This is a genomic window from Streptomyces sp. SAI-170 (assembly GCF_049739565.1).
Lineage (GTDB): Bacteria > Actinomycetota > Actinomycetes > Streptomycetales > Streptomycetaceae > Streptomyces.
In genome coordinates this window covers 6940030-6953858 of sequence record NZ_JBMGQD010000001.1, presented here as the reverse complement: position 1 = coordinate 6953858, position 13829 = coordinate 6940030, and the positions used below count along the sequence as shown (strand labels likewise).

The 13829-nt window shown below is 70.3% G+C and carries 12 protein-coding genes; all 12 read right to left on the bottom strand.

The genetic code is table 11. From position 1 onward, the window contains the following. Positions 1–129: 129 nt before the first annotated feature. On the bottom strand, positions 130–1338 hold the full coding sequence (gene metK, locus RKD23_RS31310; protein WP_404043165.1) for a methionine adenosyltransferase: 1209 nt from the start codon (positions 1336–1338) through the stop codon (positions 130–132). A 240-nt stretch (positions 1339–1578) separates the two neighbouring features. Continuing rightward, on the bottom strand, positions 1579–2781 hold the full coding sequence (coaBC, locus tag RKD23_RS31305; protein WP_404043163.1) for a bifunctional phosphopantothenoylcysteine decarboxylase/phosphopantothenate--cysteine ligase CoaBC: 1203 nt from the start codon (positions 2779–2781) through the stop codon (positions 1579–1581). A gap of 104 nt (positions 2782–2885) precedes the next feature. Continuing rightward, positions 2886–3158, bottom strand: a complete 273-nt coding sequence (gene rpoZ, locus RKD23_RS31300; protein WP_003988945.1) for a DNA-directed RNA polymerase subunit omega — start codon at positions 3156–3158, stop codon at positions 2886–2888. A gap of 57 nt (positions 3159–3215) precedes the next feature. Next, positions 3216–3809, bottom strand: a complete 594-nt coding sequence (gene gmk, locus RKD23_RS31295) for a guanylate kinase (protein WP_424856733.1) — start codon at positions 3807–3809, stop codon at positions 3216–3218. A gap of 61 nt (positions 3810–3870) precedes the next feature. After that, positions 3871–4194 (bottom strand): integration host factor, encoded by a 324-nt coding sequence (locus RKD23_RS31290; protein WP_003977346.1) that lies wholly within the window; start codon positions 4192–4194, stop codon positions 3871–3873. A 276-nt stretch (positions 4195–4470) separates the two neighbouring features. Then, a complete protein-coding gene (gene pyrF / locus RKD23_RS31285) occupies positions 4471–5316 on the bottom strand; it encodes an orotidine-5'-phosphate decarboxylase (RefSeq protein ID WP_424856732.1) in 846 nt (281 codons plus the stop codon). Next, positions 5313–6419 (bottom strand): quinone-dependent dihydroorotate dehydrogenase, encoded by a 1107-nt coding sequence (locus RKD23_RS31280; RefSeq protein ID WP_424856731.1) that lies wholly within the window; start codon positions 6417–6419, stop codon positions 5313–5315. Before RKD23_RS31280 ends, pyrF begins: the two co-directional genes overlap by 4 nt. A 55-nt stretch (positions 6420–6474) precedes the next feature. Continuing rightward, positions 6475–9783: a carbamoyl-phosphate synthase large subunit gene (gene carB, locus RKD23_RS31275; RefSeq protein WP_424856730.1), complete on the bottom strand. Its 3309-nt coding sequence runs from the start codon at positions 9781–9783 to the stop codon at positions 6475–6477. Continuing rightward, entirely contained in the window at positions 9776–10915 is a 1140-nt protein-coding gene (gene carA, locus RKD23_RS31270; protein WP_424856729.1) for a glutamine-hydrolyzing carbamoyl-phosphate synthase small subunit, read from the bottom strand. The genes carB and carA overlap by 8 nt, the downstream gene beginning before the upstream one ends. After that, positions 10912–11481, bottom strand: a complete 570-nt coding sequence (locus tag RKD23_RS31265; protein WP_424856728.1) for a hypothetical protein — start codon at positions 11479–11481, stop codon at positions 10912–10914. Before RKD23_RS31265 ends, carA begins: the two co-directional genes overlap by 4 nt. Beyond that, a complete protein-coding gene (locus tag RKD23_RS31260) occupies positions 11478–12764 on the bottom strand; it encodes a dihydroorotase (RefSeq protein WP_424856727.1) in 1287 nt (428 codons plus the stop codon). Before RKD23_RS31260 ends, RKD23_RS31265 begins: the two co-directional genes overlap by 4 nt. Before the next feature lie 3 nt (positions 12765–12767). After that, positions 12768–13748 carry an aspartate carbamoyltransferase catalytic subunit gene (locus tag RKD23_RS31255; RefSeq protein ID WP_404043149.1) on the bottom strand — a complete coding sequence of 327 codons (981 nt, stop codon included), beginning with the start codon at positions 13746–13748 and terminating at the stop codon, positions 12768–12770. Between the last annotated feature and the right edge of the window lie 81 nt (positions 13749–13829).

Below are 13829 nucleotides of genomic sequence, written 5' to 3'. Positions count from 1 at the left end.
GAACCGCGGCCTGCGCACCGGGAGGCGCCCCTCAGCGTAGAGATCGTCCAGGTGGCGTGCCAGCCCGTTCACGTGACGAGGCCCGGCGCCCCCGAAGGGATGCCGGGCCTCGGCGGGCAGTGCGGGGCCTTACAGGCCGGCCGCCTTGCGCAGGGCGTCCACGCGGTCCGTGCGCTCCCAGGTGAAGTCGGGGAGCTCGCGGCCGAAGTGGCCGTACGCGGCGGTCTGGGCGTAGATCGGGCGCAGCAGGTCGAGGTCGCGGATGATCGCGGCCGGACGCAGGTCGAAGACCTCGTCGATGGCCTTCTCGATCTTCTCGGTCTCGACCTTGTGGGTGCCGAAGGTCTCGACGAACAGACCGACCGGCTCGGCCTTGCCGATCGCGTACGCGACCTGGACCTCGCAGCGGGAGGCCAGGCCGGCCGCCACCACGTTCTTCGCGACCCAGCGCATGGCGTAGGCGGCGGAGCGGTCGACCTTGGACGGGTCCTTGCCGGAGAAGGCGCCGCCGCCGTGGCGGGCCATGCCGCCGTAGGTGTCGATGATGATCTTGCGGCCGGTGAGGCCGGCGTCGCCCATCGGGCCGCCGATCTCGAAGCGCCCGGTCGGGTTGACCAGCAGGCGGTAGCCCTCGGTGTCGAGCTTGATGCCCTCGTCGAGCAGCGCCTTCAGCTCCGGCTCCACGACGAACTCGCGGATGTCGGGAGCGAGGAGGGACTCCAGGTCGATGTCCGACGCGTGCTGCGAGGAGACGACGACCGTGTCGAGGCGGACGGCCTTGTCGCCGTCGTACTCGATGGTGACCTGCGTCTTGCCGTCGGGGCGCAGGTAGGGGATGGTGCCGTTCTTGCGGACGTCGGACAGCCGCTTGGACAGGCGGTGCGCGAGGAAGATCGGCAGCGGCATCAGGGTGGGCGTCTCGTCGGACGCGTAGCCGAACATCAGGCCCTGGTCGCCGGCGCCCTGGCGGTCCAGCTCGTCGTCGTCGCCCTCGACACGGTTCTCGTACGCCGTGTCGACACCCTGCGCGATGTCCGGGGACTGCGAACCGATCGACACCGACACACCGCAGGAGGCGCCGTCGAAGCCCTTCTTCGAGGAGTCGTAGCCGATCTCCAGGATCTTCTCCCGGACCAGCTGCGGGATCGGCGCGTAGGCCTTGGTCGTGACCTCGCCGGCCACGTGCACGAGGCCGGTGGTGATGAGGGTCTCGACGGCGACACGGGACGTGGGGTCCTCGCGCAGCAGCGCGTCGAGAATGGTGTCGCTGATCTGGTCAGCGATCTTGTCGGGGTGACCCTCGGTCACGGACTCCGAGGTGAACAGGCGACGGGACACAACGCTCCCTGGGTTTGCAGCGGCTGCTGGCTGATCATGGGCGGACGGGCTGGGGGCTGCGCCCGGCGTCGTCCGAGAACAGTTTATCGGTCGCGCTCGGCCACCGGCTCACGTGTCTCGCCTCTCGGGAGCGCTGTGACCTGCGGCACGGGCATTCTGCCCAATCCCGAGCGGCATTGGCCAGGGGCGCCACGCGCCAAAGTTGCGTGGCCGACGGGCGCCCTGAAGCGTATGAGGCGCTCAGCGAAGGCGTTCGGCCACAAGATCCCACACGGTTTCGGCCAACGCCTCCTTCGGCCCGTGCGGTACGGCGGTCTCGGAGCCGTCGGCGCCGAGGACCACGGCCTCGTTCTCCTCCGACCCGAAGGTCTTGCGCTCCCCCACCTCGTTGACGACGAGCAGGTCGCAGCCCTTGCGCTCCAGCTTGGCGCGGCCGTTGGCGAGGACGTCGTCGGTCTCGGCGGCGAAGCCGACGACCACCTGTCCGGGCAGGGCGCGCTCGGCGGAGATCTCGGCGAGGACGTCGGGGTTGCGCACGAGCACGATCGGCTCGGGCTCCTGGCCGTCCTTCTTCTTGATCTTCCCGGAGGCGTAGGCCGCGGGCCGGAAGTCGGCGACGGCCGCGGCCATCACCACCGCGTCGGCGTCGGCGGCCGCCTTCAGCACGGCCTCGCGCAGTTGGACGGCGGTGCCGACCTGCACGACGTCGACACCCGCCGGGTCCGAAAGGGCGGTGTTGGCGGCGATCAGGGTGACGCGGGCGCCGCGCGCGGCGGCGGCACGGGCGAGGGCGTAGCCCTGCTTGCCCGAGGAGCGGTTGCCGAGGAAGCGCACCGGGTCCAGGGGCTCGCGGGTGCCGCCGGCGCTGACGACGACATGGCGCCCGGCGAGGTCCGGTTCGGTGACCCCGCGGGCGAGGACCCGGCGGCAGACCTCGAAGATCTCGGCCGGATCGGGCAGCCGGCCCTTGCCGGTGTCGACGCCGGTGAGGCGGCCGACGGCCGGTTCGACGACGACGGCGCCGCGGCGGCGCAGCGTGGCCACGTTCTCCTGGGTGGCCGGGTGCTCCCACATCTCGGTGTGCATGGCGGGCGCGAAGACCACCGGACAGCGGGCGGTGAGCAGGGTGTTCGTCAGCAGGTCGTCGGCGAGGCCGTGGGCGGCCTTGGCGAGCATGTCGGCGGTCGCGGGGGCGACGACGACCAGGTCGGCGTGCTGCCCGATGCGGACGTGCGGCACCTCGTGGACGGCGTCCCAGACCTCGGTGGAGACGGGGTTGCCGGACAGGGCCGACCAGGTGGCCTCGCCGACGAAGTGCAGCGCGGAGGCGGTCGGCACGACCCGGACGTCATGGCCGGACTCGGTGAGCCTTCTGAGCAGCTCGCACGCCTTGTAGGCGGCGATGCCACCGCTGACCCCCAGAACGACCTTCGGCTTGTCCACCGTCACTCCCCGGACCTAGGAAACGTACAACCCCCATGACACACCACAGGCCCGGCGGACACACCGCCGGGCCTGTGGGAAAAGTCAGCCGCAAGCTGCTGATATTACTGCGCCGGGCCCTCGACGGCCTCGGACGTCAGCAGACCCGCGTTGATCTCGCGCAGGGCGATCGAGAGCGGCTTCTCGTGGACGTGGGTGTCGACGAGGGGACCGACGTACTCGAGGAGGCCCTCGCCGAGCTGCGAGTAGTACGCGTTGATCTGGCGGGCCCGCTTGGCCGCGTAGATCACGAGGCTGTACTTCGAGTCGGTGGCCTCGAGGAGCTCGTCGATCGGCGGGTTGATGATGCCCTCGGGCGCGGAGATGGAAGAGGACACGCTCTACCTTCCGATGGATGGGAAAGATGCAGATTCAGCGAGGGTGACCGGAAACGATCACACAACATCCATCAAGGCTAGCAGCTCACGCGCCACATCCTCGACGGAGGTGTTGACCAGGGTCTCGTGGAACTCCGGCTCGGCCGCCAGTTCGACCTTCGCCGCGTCCAGTCGCCGCTCGATGACCTCGGGCGGCTCGGTGCCCCGGCCGGTGAGCCTGCGCACCAGCTCCTCCCAGGAGGGCGGGGCCAGGAACACCAGCTGGGCCTCGGGCATCGACTCGCGGACCTGCCGGGCGCCCTGGAGGTCGATCTCCAGGAGGACGGGCTCGCCCGACTCCAGGCGCTCCAGCACCGCGGCGCGCGGGGTGCCGTAGCGGTTGCCGGCGAACTCGGCCCACTCCAGCAGCTCGCCGTTGGCGATCAGCTTGTCCATCTCCTCGTCGGTGACGAAGAAGTAGTGGACACCATGCTGTTCGCCGGGGCGGGGCTTGCGGGTCGTCGCCGACACCGAGAGCCAGACCTCGGGGTGTTCCTTGCGCATATGGGCGACGACCGTGCTCTTGCCGACCCCCGAGGGGCCGGAGAGCACGGTCAGCCGCGGACGTACGTCCGGGGGCTCGGGGGTCGTCCCCCGGAATGTTGCAGCCATGCAGCGATTATTCCAGCAATCGCGGGGTGCCCGGGACGTCGGTCCCGGAGAGCCCCGAACGTCAGGAACCGGTGCTGCCGAACTCGCGCTCCAGGGAGGCGATCTGGTTGGACCCGAGACCACGCACGCGGCGGCTCTCGGAGATGCCGAGTCGCTCCATGATCTGCTTGGCGCGGACCTTGCCCACGCCCGGCAGGGACTCGAGCAGGGCGGAGACCTTCATCTTGCCGATGACGTCGTTCTCCTGGCCCTGCTTGATGACCTCGTGAAGGGAGGCGCCGGAGTGCTTGAGTCGATTCTTGACCTCGGCCCGCTCCCGGCGAGCCGCGGCGGCCTTTTCGAGCGCGGCTGCGCGCTGTTCGGGGGTAAGGGGCGGAAGAGCCACGCCTACGTCACCTCGGATGTCGAACTGTCGGATACGGACCGGTGAGGAACCTAGTCGCCCCACACCTGGGGAGCCACGAGCAACACGCTTGCCCGCTCTCTCGTCGGAGACTAGCGGTCAAGTCCGCCAGAGTCAGCGAGAACAGAGGAAAAGTCCTGGTCAGCCTCTGTCAGGACAGGATATTTCAGACATACTGCCCCGGATTTGAGAATGTATCCAGGCTCAAGTCCGTCCCGGACCGCTCATCCGACCCCTCGAACGCGCGTCCAGGCGCACTCAGCCGGCCGCGACCGCCGTCCGGATCTCCTCCGCGAACCGGTCCGCGGCCGCCCGCAGCGCGCTGACGTCGGGACCCTGCCGCAGCACCCCCCGGCTGACGTTCGGCACCACGTTGCGCACGGCCGACCCGAACACCCGCGGAAGGTCCGCCGGAGTCGCCCCCTGAGCCCCGATGCCCGGCGCGAGGAGCGGACCGTTGATGTCCAGGTCGTACGACGACAGGTCGCCCAGCGTGGCGCCGACCACCGCGCCGAAGGAGCCCAGCGGCTCCTCCCCCGCGTTCTCTGCGGCCAGGTGCCGCAGCATGGTCGCGCCGATGTTCCTCCCGTCGGCGCGCACCGCGTGCTGGACCTCGCCGCCCTCCGGGTTGGAGGTCAGCGCGAGGACGAACAGACCCGCGCCGGTCTCCCGGGCCATCGCGACGGCCGGGCTCAGCGAGCCGTAGCCGAGGTACGGCGACACCGTCAGCGCGTCCGAGAACAGCGGCGAGTCCTTGCGCAGGAAGGCCTCGGCGTAGGCGGCCATGGTCGAGCCGATGTCGCCGCGCTTGGCGTCCATCACGACCAGGGCACCGGCCGCGCGGGCCTCCTCGACGGACTTCTCCAGGACGGCGACCCCGCGCGAGCCGAAGCGCTCGAAGAACGCACTCTGCGGCTTGAGGACGGCGACCCGGTCGGCCGTGGCCTCCACGACGGTACGGCTGAACCGCTCCAGGCCCGCCACATCGTCGTTCAGGCCCCACTCCGACAGGAGGGAGGCGTGCGGGTCGATGCCCACACACAGGGGGCCGCGCTCGTCCATGGCGCGGCGCAGTCGGGCACCGAAGGGCTCGAGGGGGCTCATGCGGACTTCCTCACGTCGGCGCCGACAGCGTCGGCGAGGGTGGCGTACGGGCTGGTGCGCAGCCGGGCGGCGAGGCCCTTGTGGATGGCGCGGCTGTAGAAGGGGCCCTCGTAGATGAAGGCGCTGTAGCCCTGGACCAGCGTGGCGCCGGCCAGGATGCGCTGCCAGGCGTCCTCGGCGTTCTCGATGCCGCCGACGCCGACCAGGGTGATCCGGTCGCCCACGCGCGCGTAGAGGCGGCGCAGCACCTCCAGGGAGCGGGCCTTCAGGGGCGCGCCGGACAGGCCGCCGGTCTCCTTGACCAGCGAGGGTTCGGATTTCAAACCGAGGCCCTCGCGCGCGATGGTGGTGTTCGTGGCGATGATCCCGTCCAGGCCCAGCTCCACCGCGAGATCGGCGACGGCGTCGATGTCCTCGTCGGCGAGGTCCGGCGCGATCTTGACCAGCAGCGGCACCCGGCGCGTGGTGACCATCCGGTCGGCGGCCTCGCGTACGGCGCTCAGCAGCGGGCGCAGCGCCTCGGTGGCCTGGAGGTTGCGCAGGCCGGGCGTGTTGGGCGAGGAGACGTTCACGACCAGGTAGTCGGCGTACGGCGCGAGGCGCTCGGCCGACTTCACGTAGTCCAGGACCGCCTCGTCCTCGGGGACGACCTTGGTCTTGCCGATGTTGACGCCCACGACCGTCCTGAAGACCGGGTTGCGGGAGGCCAGGCGGGCGGCGACGGCCAGCGAGCCGTCGTTGTTGAAGCCCATGCGGTTGATCAGCGCCCGGTCGGCGACCAGGCGGAACAGCCGCTTCTTGGGGTTGCCCGGCTGCGGCTCGCCGGTGACCGTGCCGATCTCGACGTGGTCGAAGCCCAGCATCGACATCCCGTCGATCGCCACCGCGTTCTTGTCGAACCCGGCCGCGAGTCCGAAGGGGCCGTGCATGCGCAGCCCGAAGGCCTCCGTGCGCAGCTCCTTGTGACGGGGTGCCAGGACGGCCGCGACGAACGTGCGCAGCACCGGGATGCGGGCGGCGAGGCGGATCCAGCGGAAGGCCAGGTAGTGGGCCTTCTCGGGGTCCATGCGCCTGAAGAGGAGGTTGAACAGAAGCTTGTACATGGTGTCTGTCCTCATGAAGAGGGGGACACCGTTTCCGGTGTCCCCCTCTTGGCTGCTAGTCGCGGGCCGCGGTCAGGTGTTCGGCGTGTTCCTGGAGCGATCGGACGCCCACGTCCCCGTGGTTGAGTGCGTCGATGCCCTGGACGGCCGCGGCGAGCGCCTGGACCGTCGTCAGGCACGGCACCGACCGTGCCACGGCCGCCGTACGGATCTCGTAGCCGTCGAGGCGGCCGCCGGTGCCGTACGGCGTGTTGACGATGAGGTCGACCTCGCCGTCGTGGATGAGCTGGACGATGGTCTTCTCGCCGTTCGGGCCGGTGCCCTCGGACTGCTTGCGCACGACGGTGGCGTTGATGCCGTTGCGCTTGAGGACCTCGGCGGTGCCGGAGGTGGCGAGCAGCTCGAAGCCGTGGGCGACCAGCTCGCGCGCCGGGAAGATCATCGAGCGCTTGTCGCGGTTGGCGACGGAGATGAACGCGCGGCCCTTGGTGGGCAGCGGGCCGTAGGCGCCGGCCTGCGACTTGGCGTACGCCGTGCCGAAGACCGAGTCGATGCCCATGACCTCACCGGTGGAGCGCATCTCCGGGCCGAGGACGGTGTCCACGCCGCGGCCGTGGATGTCGCGGAAGCGCGACCACGGCATGACGGCCTCCTTGACGGAGATCGGCGCGTCCAGCGGCAGCTCGCCGCCGTCGCCGTTGGCCGGGAGCAGGCCCTCGGCGCGCAGCTCGGCGATGGTCGCGCCCAGCGAGATACGGGCGGCCGCCTTCGCCAGCGGCACCGCGGTCGCCTTGGAGGTGAAGGGCACCGTGCGCGACGCGCGCGGGTTGGCCTCCAGGACGTAGAGGATGTCGCCGGCCATCGCGAACTGGATGTTGATCAGACCGCGCACCCCGACGCCCTTGGCGATGGCCTCGGTGGAGGCGCGCAGGCGCTTGATGTCGAAGCCGCCGAGGGTGATCGGGGGCAGGGCGCACGCCGAGTCGCCGGAGTGGATGCCGGCCTCCTCGATGTGCTCCATGACGCCGCCGAGGTACAGCTCCTGGCCGTCGTAGAGGGCGTCGACGTCGATCTCGATCGCGTCGTCCAGGAAGCGGTCGACGAGGACCGGCCGGGAGGGGCTGATCTCGGTCGACTCGGCGATGTAGCTGGCCAGGCGCGTCTCGTCGTAGACGATCTCCATGCCACGGCCGCCGAGGACGTACGACGGGCGCACCAGGACCGGGTAGCCGATCTCGTCGGCGATGGCCTTGGCCTCGGCGAAGGTGGTGGCGGTGCCGTGCTTGGGGGCGGGCAGGCCCGCCTCGGCGAGCACGCGGCCGAAGGCGCCGCGGTCCTCGGCGGCGTGGATGGCCTCCGGGGAGGTGCCGACGATCGGCACGCCGTTGTCCTTCAGCGCCTGCGACAGGCCCAGCGGGGTCTGGCCGCCGAGCTGCACGACGACGCCCGCGACGGGGCCGGCCTGCTGCTCGGCGTGGACGATCTCCAGCACGTCTTCCAGCGTCAGCGGCTCGAAGTACAGGCGGTCGGAGGTGTCGTAGTCCGTGGAGACGGTCTCCGGGTTGCAGTTGACCATCACGGTCTCGTACCCGGCGTCGGACAGCGCGAAGGAGGCGTGGACGCAGGAGTAGTCGAACTCGATGCCCTGGCCGATGCGGTTCGGGCCGGAGCCCAGGATGATGACGGCCGGCTTCTCGCGCTGGGCGACCTCGGTCTCCTCGTCGTAGGAGGAGTAGAAGTACGGCGTCTTCGCGGCGAACTCGGCGGCGCAGGTGTCGACCGTCTTGTAGACCGGGCGGACGCCGAGGGCGTGCCGGACCTCGCGGACGACGTCCTCGCGCAGGCCGCGGATCTCGGCGATCTGCTGGTCGGAGAAGCCGTGTCGCTTGGCCTCGGCGAGCAGCTCGCGGGTCAGCTCGGGCGCCTCGGCCAGCTCGTCCGCGATCTCCTTGATGAGGAAGAGCTGGTCGACGAACCAGGGGTCGATCTTCGTGTACTCGAAGATCTCCTCCGGGGTGGCGCCCGCTCGGATGGCCTGCATGACGGTGTTGATGCGGCCGTCGGTGGGGCGGACGGACTCGCGCAGCAGCGTGTCCTTGTCGCCCGCCTCGCCGACGAAGGTGAACTGGCTGCCCTTCTTCTCCAGCGAGCGCAGCGCCTTCTGGAAGGCCTCGGTGAAGTTGCGGCCGATGGCCATGGCCTCGCCGACCGACTTCATGGTGGTGGTCAGCGTGGAGTCGGCCTGCGGGAACTTCTCGAACGCGAAGCGCGGGGCCTTGACGACCACGTAGTCGAGCGTGGGCTCGAAGGAGGCCGGGGTCTCCTGCGTGATGTCGTTCGGGATCTCGTCGAGGGTGTAGCCGACGGCGAGCTTGGCGGCGATCTTGGCGATCGGGAAGCCGGTCGCCTTGGAGGCGAGGGCGCTCGACCGGGAGACGCGCGGGTTCATCTCGATGACGATCACGCGACCGTCCTCGGGGTTCACCGCGAACTGGATGTTGCAGCCGCCGGTGTCGACGCCGACCTCGCGGATGATCGCGATGCCGACGTCGCGCAGCACCTGGTACTCGCGGTCGGTGAGGGTCATCGCCGGGGCGACGGTGATCGAGTCACCGGTGTGCACGCCCATCGGGTCGAAGTTCTCGATGGAGCAGACGACCACGACGTTGTCGTGCTTGTCGCGCATCAGCTCCAGCTCGTACTCCTTCCAGCCGAGGATGGACTCCTCCAGGAGCACCTCGGTGGTCGGGGAGAGCGTGAGGCCCTGGCCTGCGATGCGGCGCAGCTCCTCCTCGTCGTGCGCGAAGCCGGAACCGGCGCCGCCCATGGTGAAGGAGGGGCGCACGACGACCGGGTAGCCGCCGAGCGTCTCGACGCCCGCGAGGACGTCGTCCATGGAGTGGCAGATGACCGAGCGGGCGGACTCGCCGTGCCCGATCTTCTTGCGGACCTCCTCGACGACGTCCTTGAAGAGGTCGCGGTCCTCGCCCTTGTTGATGGCCTCGACGTTGGCGCCGATCAGTTCGACGCCGTACTTCTCCAGCACACCCTGCTCGTGCATGGAGATCGCGGTGTTCAGGGCCGTCTGGCCGCCCAGGGTGGGCAGCAGGGCGTCGGGCCGCTCCTTGGCGATGATCTTCTCGACGAACTCCGGGGTGATCGGCTCGACGTAGGTGGCGTCGGCGATCTCCGGGTCGGTCATGATCGTCGCCGGGTTGGAGTTCACGAGGATGACCCGCAGGCCCTCGGACTTCAGGACCCGGCACGCCTGGGTGCCGGAGTAGTCGAACTCGGCGGCCTGGCCGATGACGATCGGGCCGGAGCCGATGACCAGGACGGACTGGATATCGGTGCGCTTAGGCACGCTGGCCCTCCATGAGCTTCACGAAGCGGTCGAACAGGTACGCGGCGTCGTGGGGACCGGCGGCCGCTTCGGGGTGGTACTGGACGCTGAAGGCCGGCTTGTCGAGGAGCTGGAGACCCTCCACCACGTTGTCGTTGAGGCAGACGTGGGAGACCTCGACGCGGCCGTAGGGGGTGTCGGTCGCCTTCTCGAGCGGGGCGTCGACGGCGAAGCCGTGGTTGTGCGCGGTGACCTCGACCTTGCCGGTCGTACGGTCCTGCACCGGCTGATTGATGCCGCGGTGGCCGTACTTCAGCTTGTAGGTGCCGAAGCCGAGCGCGCGGCCGAGGATCTGGTTGCCGAAGCAGATGCCGAACAGCGGGGTGCCCCGCTCCAGGACGGCTCGCATCACGGAGACCGGGTGGTCGGCGGTGGCCGGGTCGCCGGGTCCGTTGGAGAAGAACACGCCGTCGGGGTTCACCGCGTACACGTCCTCGGCGGTCGCGGTGGCGGGCAGCACATGCACCTCGATGCCGCGCTCGGCCATGCGGTGCGGGGTCATGCCCTTGATGCCGAGGTCGACGGCGGCGACGGTGAACTTCTTCTCGCCGATCGCGGGGACGACGTACGCCTCCTTGGTGGCGACCTCCGCCGACAGGTTCGCGCCCTCCATCTCGGGGGCCTGGCGGACCTCGGCGAGCATGGTGCCCTCGTCCGGCAGGGCGTTGCCGGAGAAGATGCCGACGCGCATGGCGCCGCGCTCGCGCAGGTGGCGGGTGAGGGCGCGGGTGTCGACGCCGGAGATGCCGACGACGCCGTGCTCGCGCAGCTCCTCGTCCAGCGAGCGCCGGGAGCGCCAGTTGGAGGGCACGCGCGCGGGGTCGCGCACCACGTAGCCGGCGACCCAGATGCGCTTCGACTCGGGGTCCTCGTCGTTGACGCCGGTGTTCCCGACGTGCGGGGCCGTCATCACGACGACCTGGCGGTGGTACGAGGGGTCGGTGAGGGTCTCCTGGTAGCCGGTCATGCCGGTGGAGAACACGGCCTCGCCGAAGGTCACCCCCACGGCCCCGTAGGCGCGGCCGCGGAAGGTCCGGCCGTCCTCCAGGACGAGTACGGCGGGAACCTTCGTTCCCCTTGTGGAGGTCGTCATCGTTCGGCGCCTTCCGTGCTGTTGGATTCGATCATGGAGTTGAGGGTGGCGACCCACTCGTTGTGCTCGGCGGCGTGCTCGGAGCGGAACCCGGAGTCGAGCAGCTTGCCGCTGTGCGCCCAGGTCACCACGAGCAGTCCGCCCTCGGTGAGGACCTTGCCGGCGATGCCCTTGTCCAGCCGGGCCTCGCGCAGCGCCTCACGGGGGACGAAGAAGTCCGTCGCTCCCGGTCGTACGACGTCCAGTCCCGCGTCGGTCAGCGTGAGCTCGGCCCGGCTGCGGGTGCCCAGGCCGTGCGCCACGATGCGGTCGAGCCACTGACCCGCGGTGGTGGAGCCGTGGTAGCGGCCGCTCAGCTTCAGTTTCACCGGGCCGGTCGACTCCGGCGCGCTGGGCAGCTCCGGCAGGTCGCTCTGGAGCGTGCCGCGCCACTTCCAGCCCTCGCGCATCAGCCAGTAGACGAGCGCGACGAAGAGCGCGAGCCCGATCACCCAGCCGAGCCGGGCGGCCCAGTCGGTGACCTCGGCCGATTTCTTCTCGGCGGCCAGCAGGATTACAGGTGTCACGTGAGCTTCCCGTCGACGAGGGTGGCCTTGCCCCGCAGCCACGTGTGCGTGACACGGCCCGGCAGCTCACGCCCCTCGTACGGAGTGTTGCGGCTGCGGGAGGCGAAGCCCGCGGGGTCCACCTGGCCACGGTATTCCGTGTCGACGAGCGTGAGGTTGGCGGGCTCACCAGCCGAGACGGGACGCCCGTGGCCCCTCGCCTGCCCGATCCGGGCAGGCTTGAAGGACATCCGGTCGGCGACCCCGGCCCAGTCCAGCAGGCCCGTCTTCACCATCGTCTCCTGGACCACTGACAACGCGGTCTCCAGGCCGACCATGCCCATGGCGGCGGCGGCCCACTCGCAGTCCTTGTCCTCGTGCGGGTGGGGGGCGTGGTCGGTGGCGACGATGTCGATCGTGCCGTCGGCGAGCGCCTCGCGCAGCGCCATCACGTCACGCTCGGTGCGCAGCGGCGGGTTGACCTTGTAGACGGGGTTGTAGCTGCGCACCATCTCGTCGGTGAGGAGCAGGTGGTGCGGGGTGACCTCGGCGGTGACGTCGATGCCGCGGGACTTGGCCCAGCGGACGATCTCGACGGAGCCGGCGGTCGACAGGTGGCAGATGTGCACGCGCGAGCCGACGTGCTCGGCGAGGAGCACGTCGCGGGCGATGATCGACTCCTCGGCGACGGCCGGCCAGCCGCCCAGGCCCAGCTCGGCGGAGACGATGCCCTCGTTCATCTGGGCGCCCTCGGTCAGCCGCGGCTCCTGCGCGTGCTGGGCGACGACTCCGCCGAAGGCCTTCACGTACTCCAGCGCGCGGCGCATGATCACGGCGTCGTCGACGCACTTGCCGTCGTCGGAGAAGACGGTGACCCCGGCGGCCGACTCGTGCATGGCGCCCAGCTCGGCGAGCTTCTTGCCCTCCAGGCCGACGGTGACGGCGCCGATCGGCTGCACGTCGCAGTAGCCGTGCTCCTGGCCGAGCCGGTAGACCTGCTCGACCACACCGGCGGTGTCGGCGACCGGGAAGGTGTTGGCCATCGCGAACACGGCGGTGTAGCCGCCGGAGGCGGCCGCGCGGGTGCCGGTCAGGACGGTCTCGGAGTCCTCGCGGCCGGGCTCGCGCAGATGGGTGTGCAGGTCGACCAGGCCCGGCAGCAGCACCTGGCCGGCCGCCTCGACGACCACGGCGTCCTCGGCGGACAGGCCCTGGCCGACCTCGGCGATGATCTCGCCGTCGATCAGGACGTCCTGCGCCTCGCCACCGAGCACCTTCGCACCGCGGATCAGGATCTTGCTCATGTCTTACTTCTCCTCAGTGGTGCGGGCGTGGGTGACGGCGGGCTCGTTTCCGCCGAGCAGCAGATACAGGACGGCCATCCGGATGGACACGCCGTTCGCGACCTGCTCGACGACGGTGCAGCGGTCGGAGTCGGCGACCTCGGCGGTGATCTCCATGCCGCGGACCATCGGGCCGGGGTGCATCACGATGGCGTGCTCGGGCAGCCGCGCCATGCGGTCGCCGTCGAGGCCGTAGCGGCGGGAGTACTCGCGCTCGGTGGGGAAGAAGGCGGCGTTCATCCGCTCGCGCTGCACGCGCAGCATCATCACCGCGTCGGACTTGGGAAGCGTCCTGTCCAGGTCGTACGACACCTCGCACGGCCAGGTCTCGACGCCGACCGGCACCAGGGTGGGCGGGGCGACCAGGGTGACCTCGGCGCCGAGGGTGTGCAGCAGGTCCACGTTGGAGCGGGCGACCCGGCTGTGCAGGACGTCGCCGACGATCGTGATGCGCCTGCCCGACAGGTCCTGGCCGAGGCCGGCGTCCCGGCCGACCAGGCGGCGGCGCATGGTGAAGGCGTCGAGCAGCGCCTGGGTGGGGTGCTGGTGGGTGCCGTCGCCGGCGTTGATGACGTGGGCGTCGATCCAGCCCGAGGTGGCCAGGCGGTACGGCGCTCCGGAGGCGCCGTGCCGGATGACGACGGCGTCGACACCCATGGCCTCCAGCGTCTGGGCGGTGTCCTTCAGGGACTCGCCCTTGGAGACGCTCGAGCCCTTGGCGGTGAAGTTGATGACGTCCGCCGACAGCCGCTTCTCGGCGGCCTCGAAGGAGATACGCGTGCGGGTGGAGTCCTCGAAGAAGAGGTTCACGACGGTGCGGCCGCGCAGGGTCGGCAGCTTCTTGATCGGCCGGTCGGCGACCCGGGCCATCTCCTCGGCGGTGTCGAGGATCAGGACGGCGTCGTCGCGGGTGAGGTCGGCGGCCGAGATGAGATGACGCTGCATCTGTCAGGCTCCGTAAGGCAGTTAAGTCGGGATCCGGGGGTCTGGGGGATGCCCCCAGAGGGCGCAGTAGGGCAGATCGGC

What these genes read in the sequence shown, in the direction of transcription:
- carA (WP_424856729.1), bottom strand. Translation starts at nt 10,915, where the DNA reads ATGACGACCTCCACAAGGGGAACGAAGGTTCCCGCCGTACTCGTCCTG.
- RKD23_RS31280 (WP_424856731.1), bottom strand. Translation starts at nt 6,419, where the DNA reads ATGTACAAGCTTCTGTTCAACCTCCTCTTCAGGCGCATGGACCCCGAG.
- gmk (WP_424856733.1), bottom strand. Translation starts at nt 3,809, where the DNA reads ATGGCTGCAACATTCCGGGGGACGACCCCCGAGCCCCCGGACGTACGT.
- RKD23_RS31260 (WP_424856727.1), bottom strand. Translation starts at nt 12,764, where the DNA reads ATGAGCAAGATCCTGATCCGCGGTGCGAAGGTGCTCGGTGGCGAGGCG.
- pyrF (WP_424856732.1), bottom strand. Translation starts at nt 5,316, where the DNA reads ATGAGCCCCCTCGAGCCCTTCGGTGCCCGACTGCGCCGCGCCATGGAC.
- RKD23_RS31255 (WP_404043149.1), bottom strand. Translation starts at nt 13,748, where the DNA reads ATGCAGCGTCATCTCATCTCGGCCGCCGACCTCACCCGCGACGACGCC.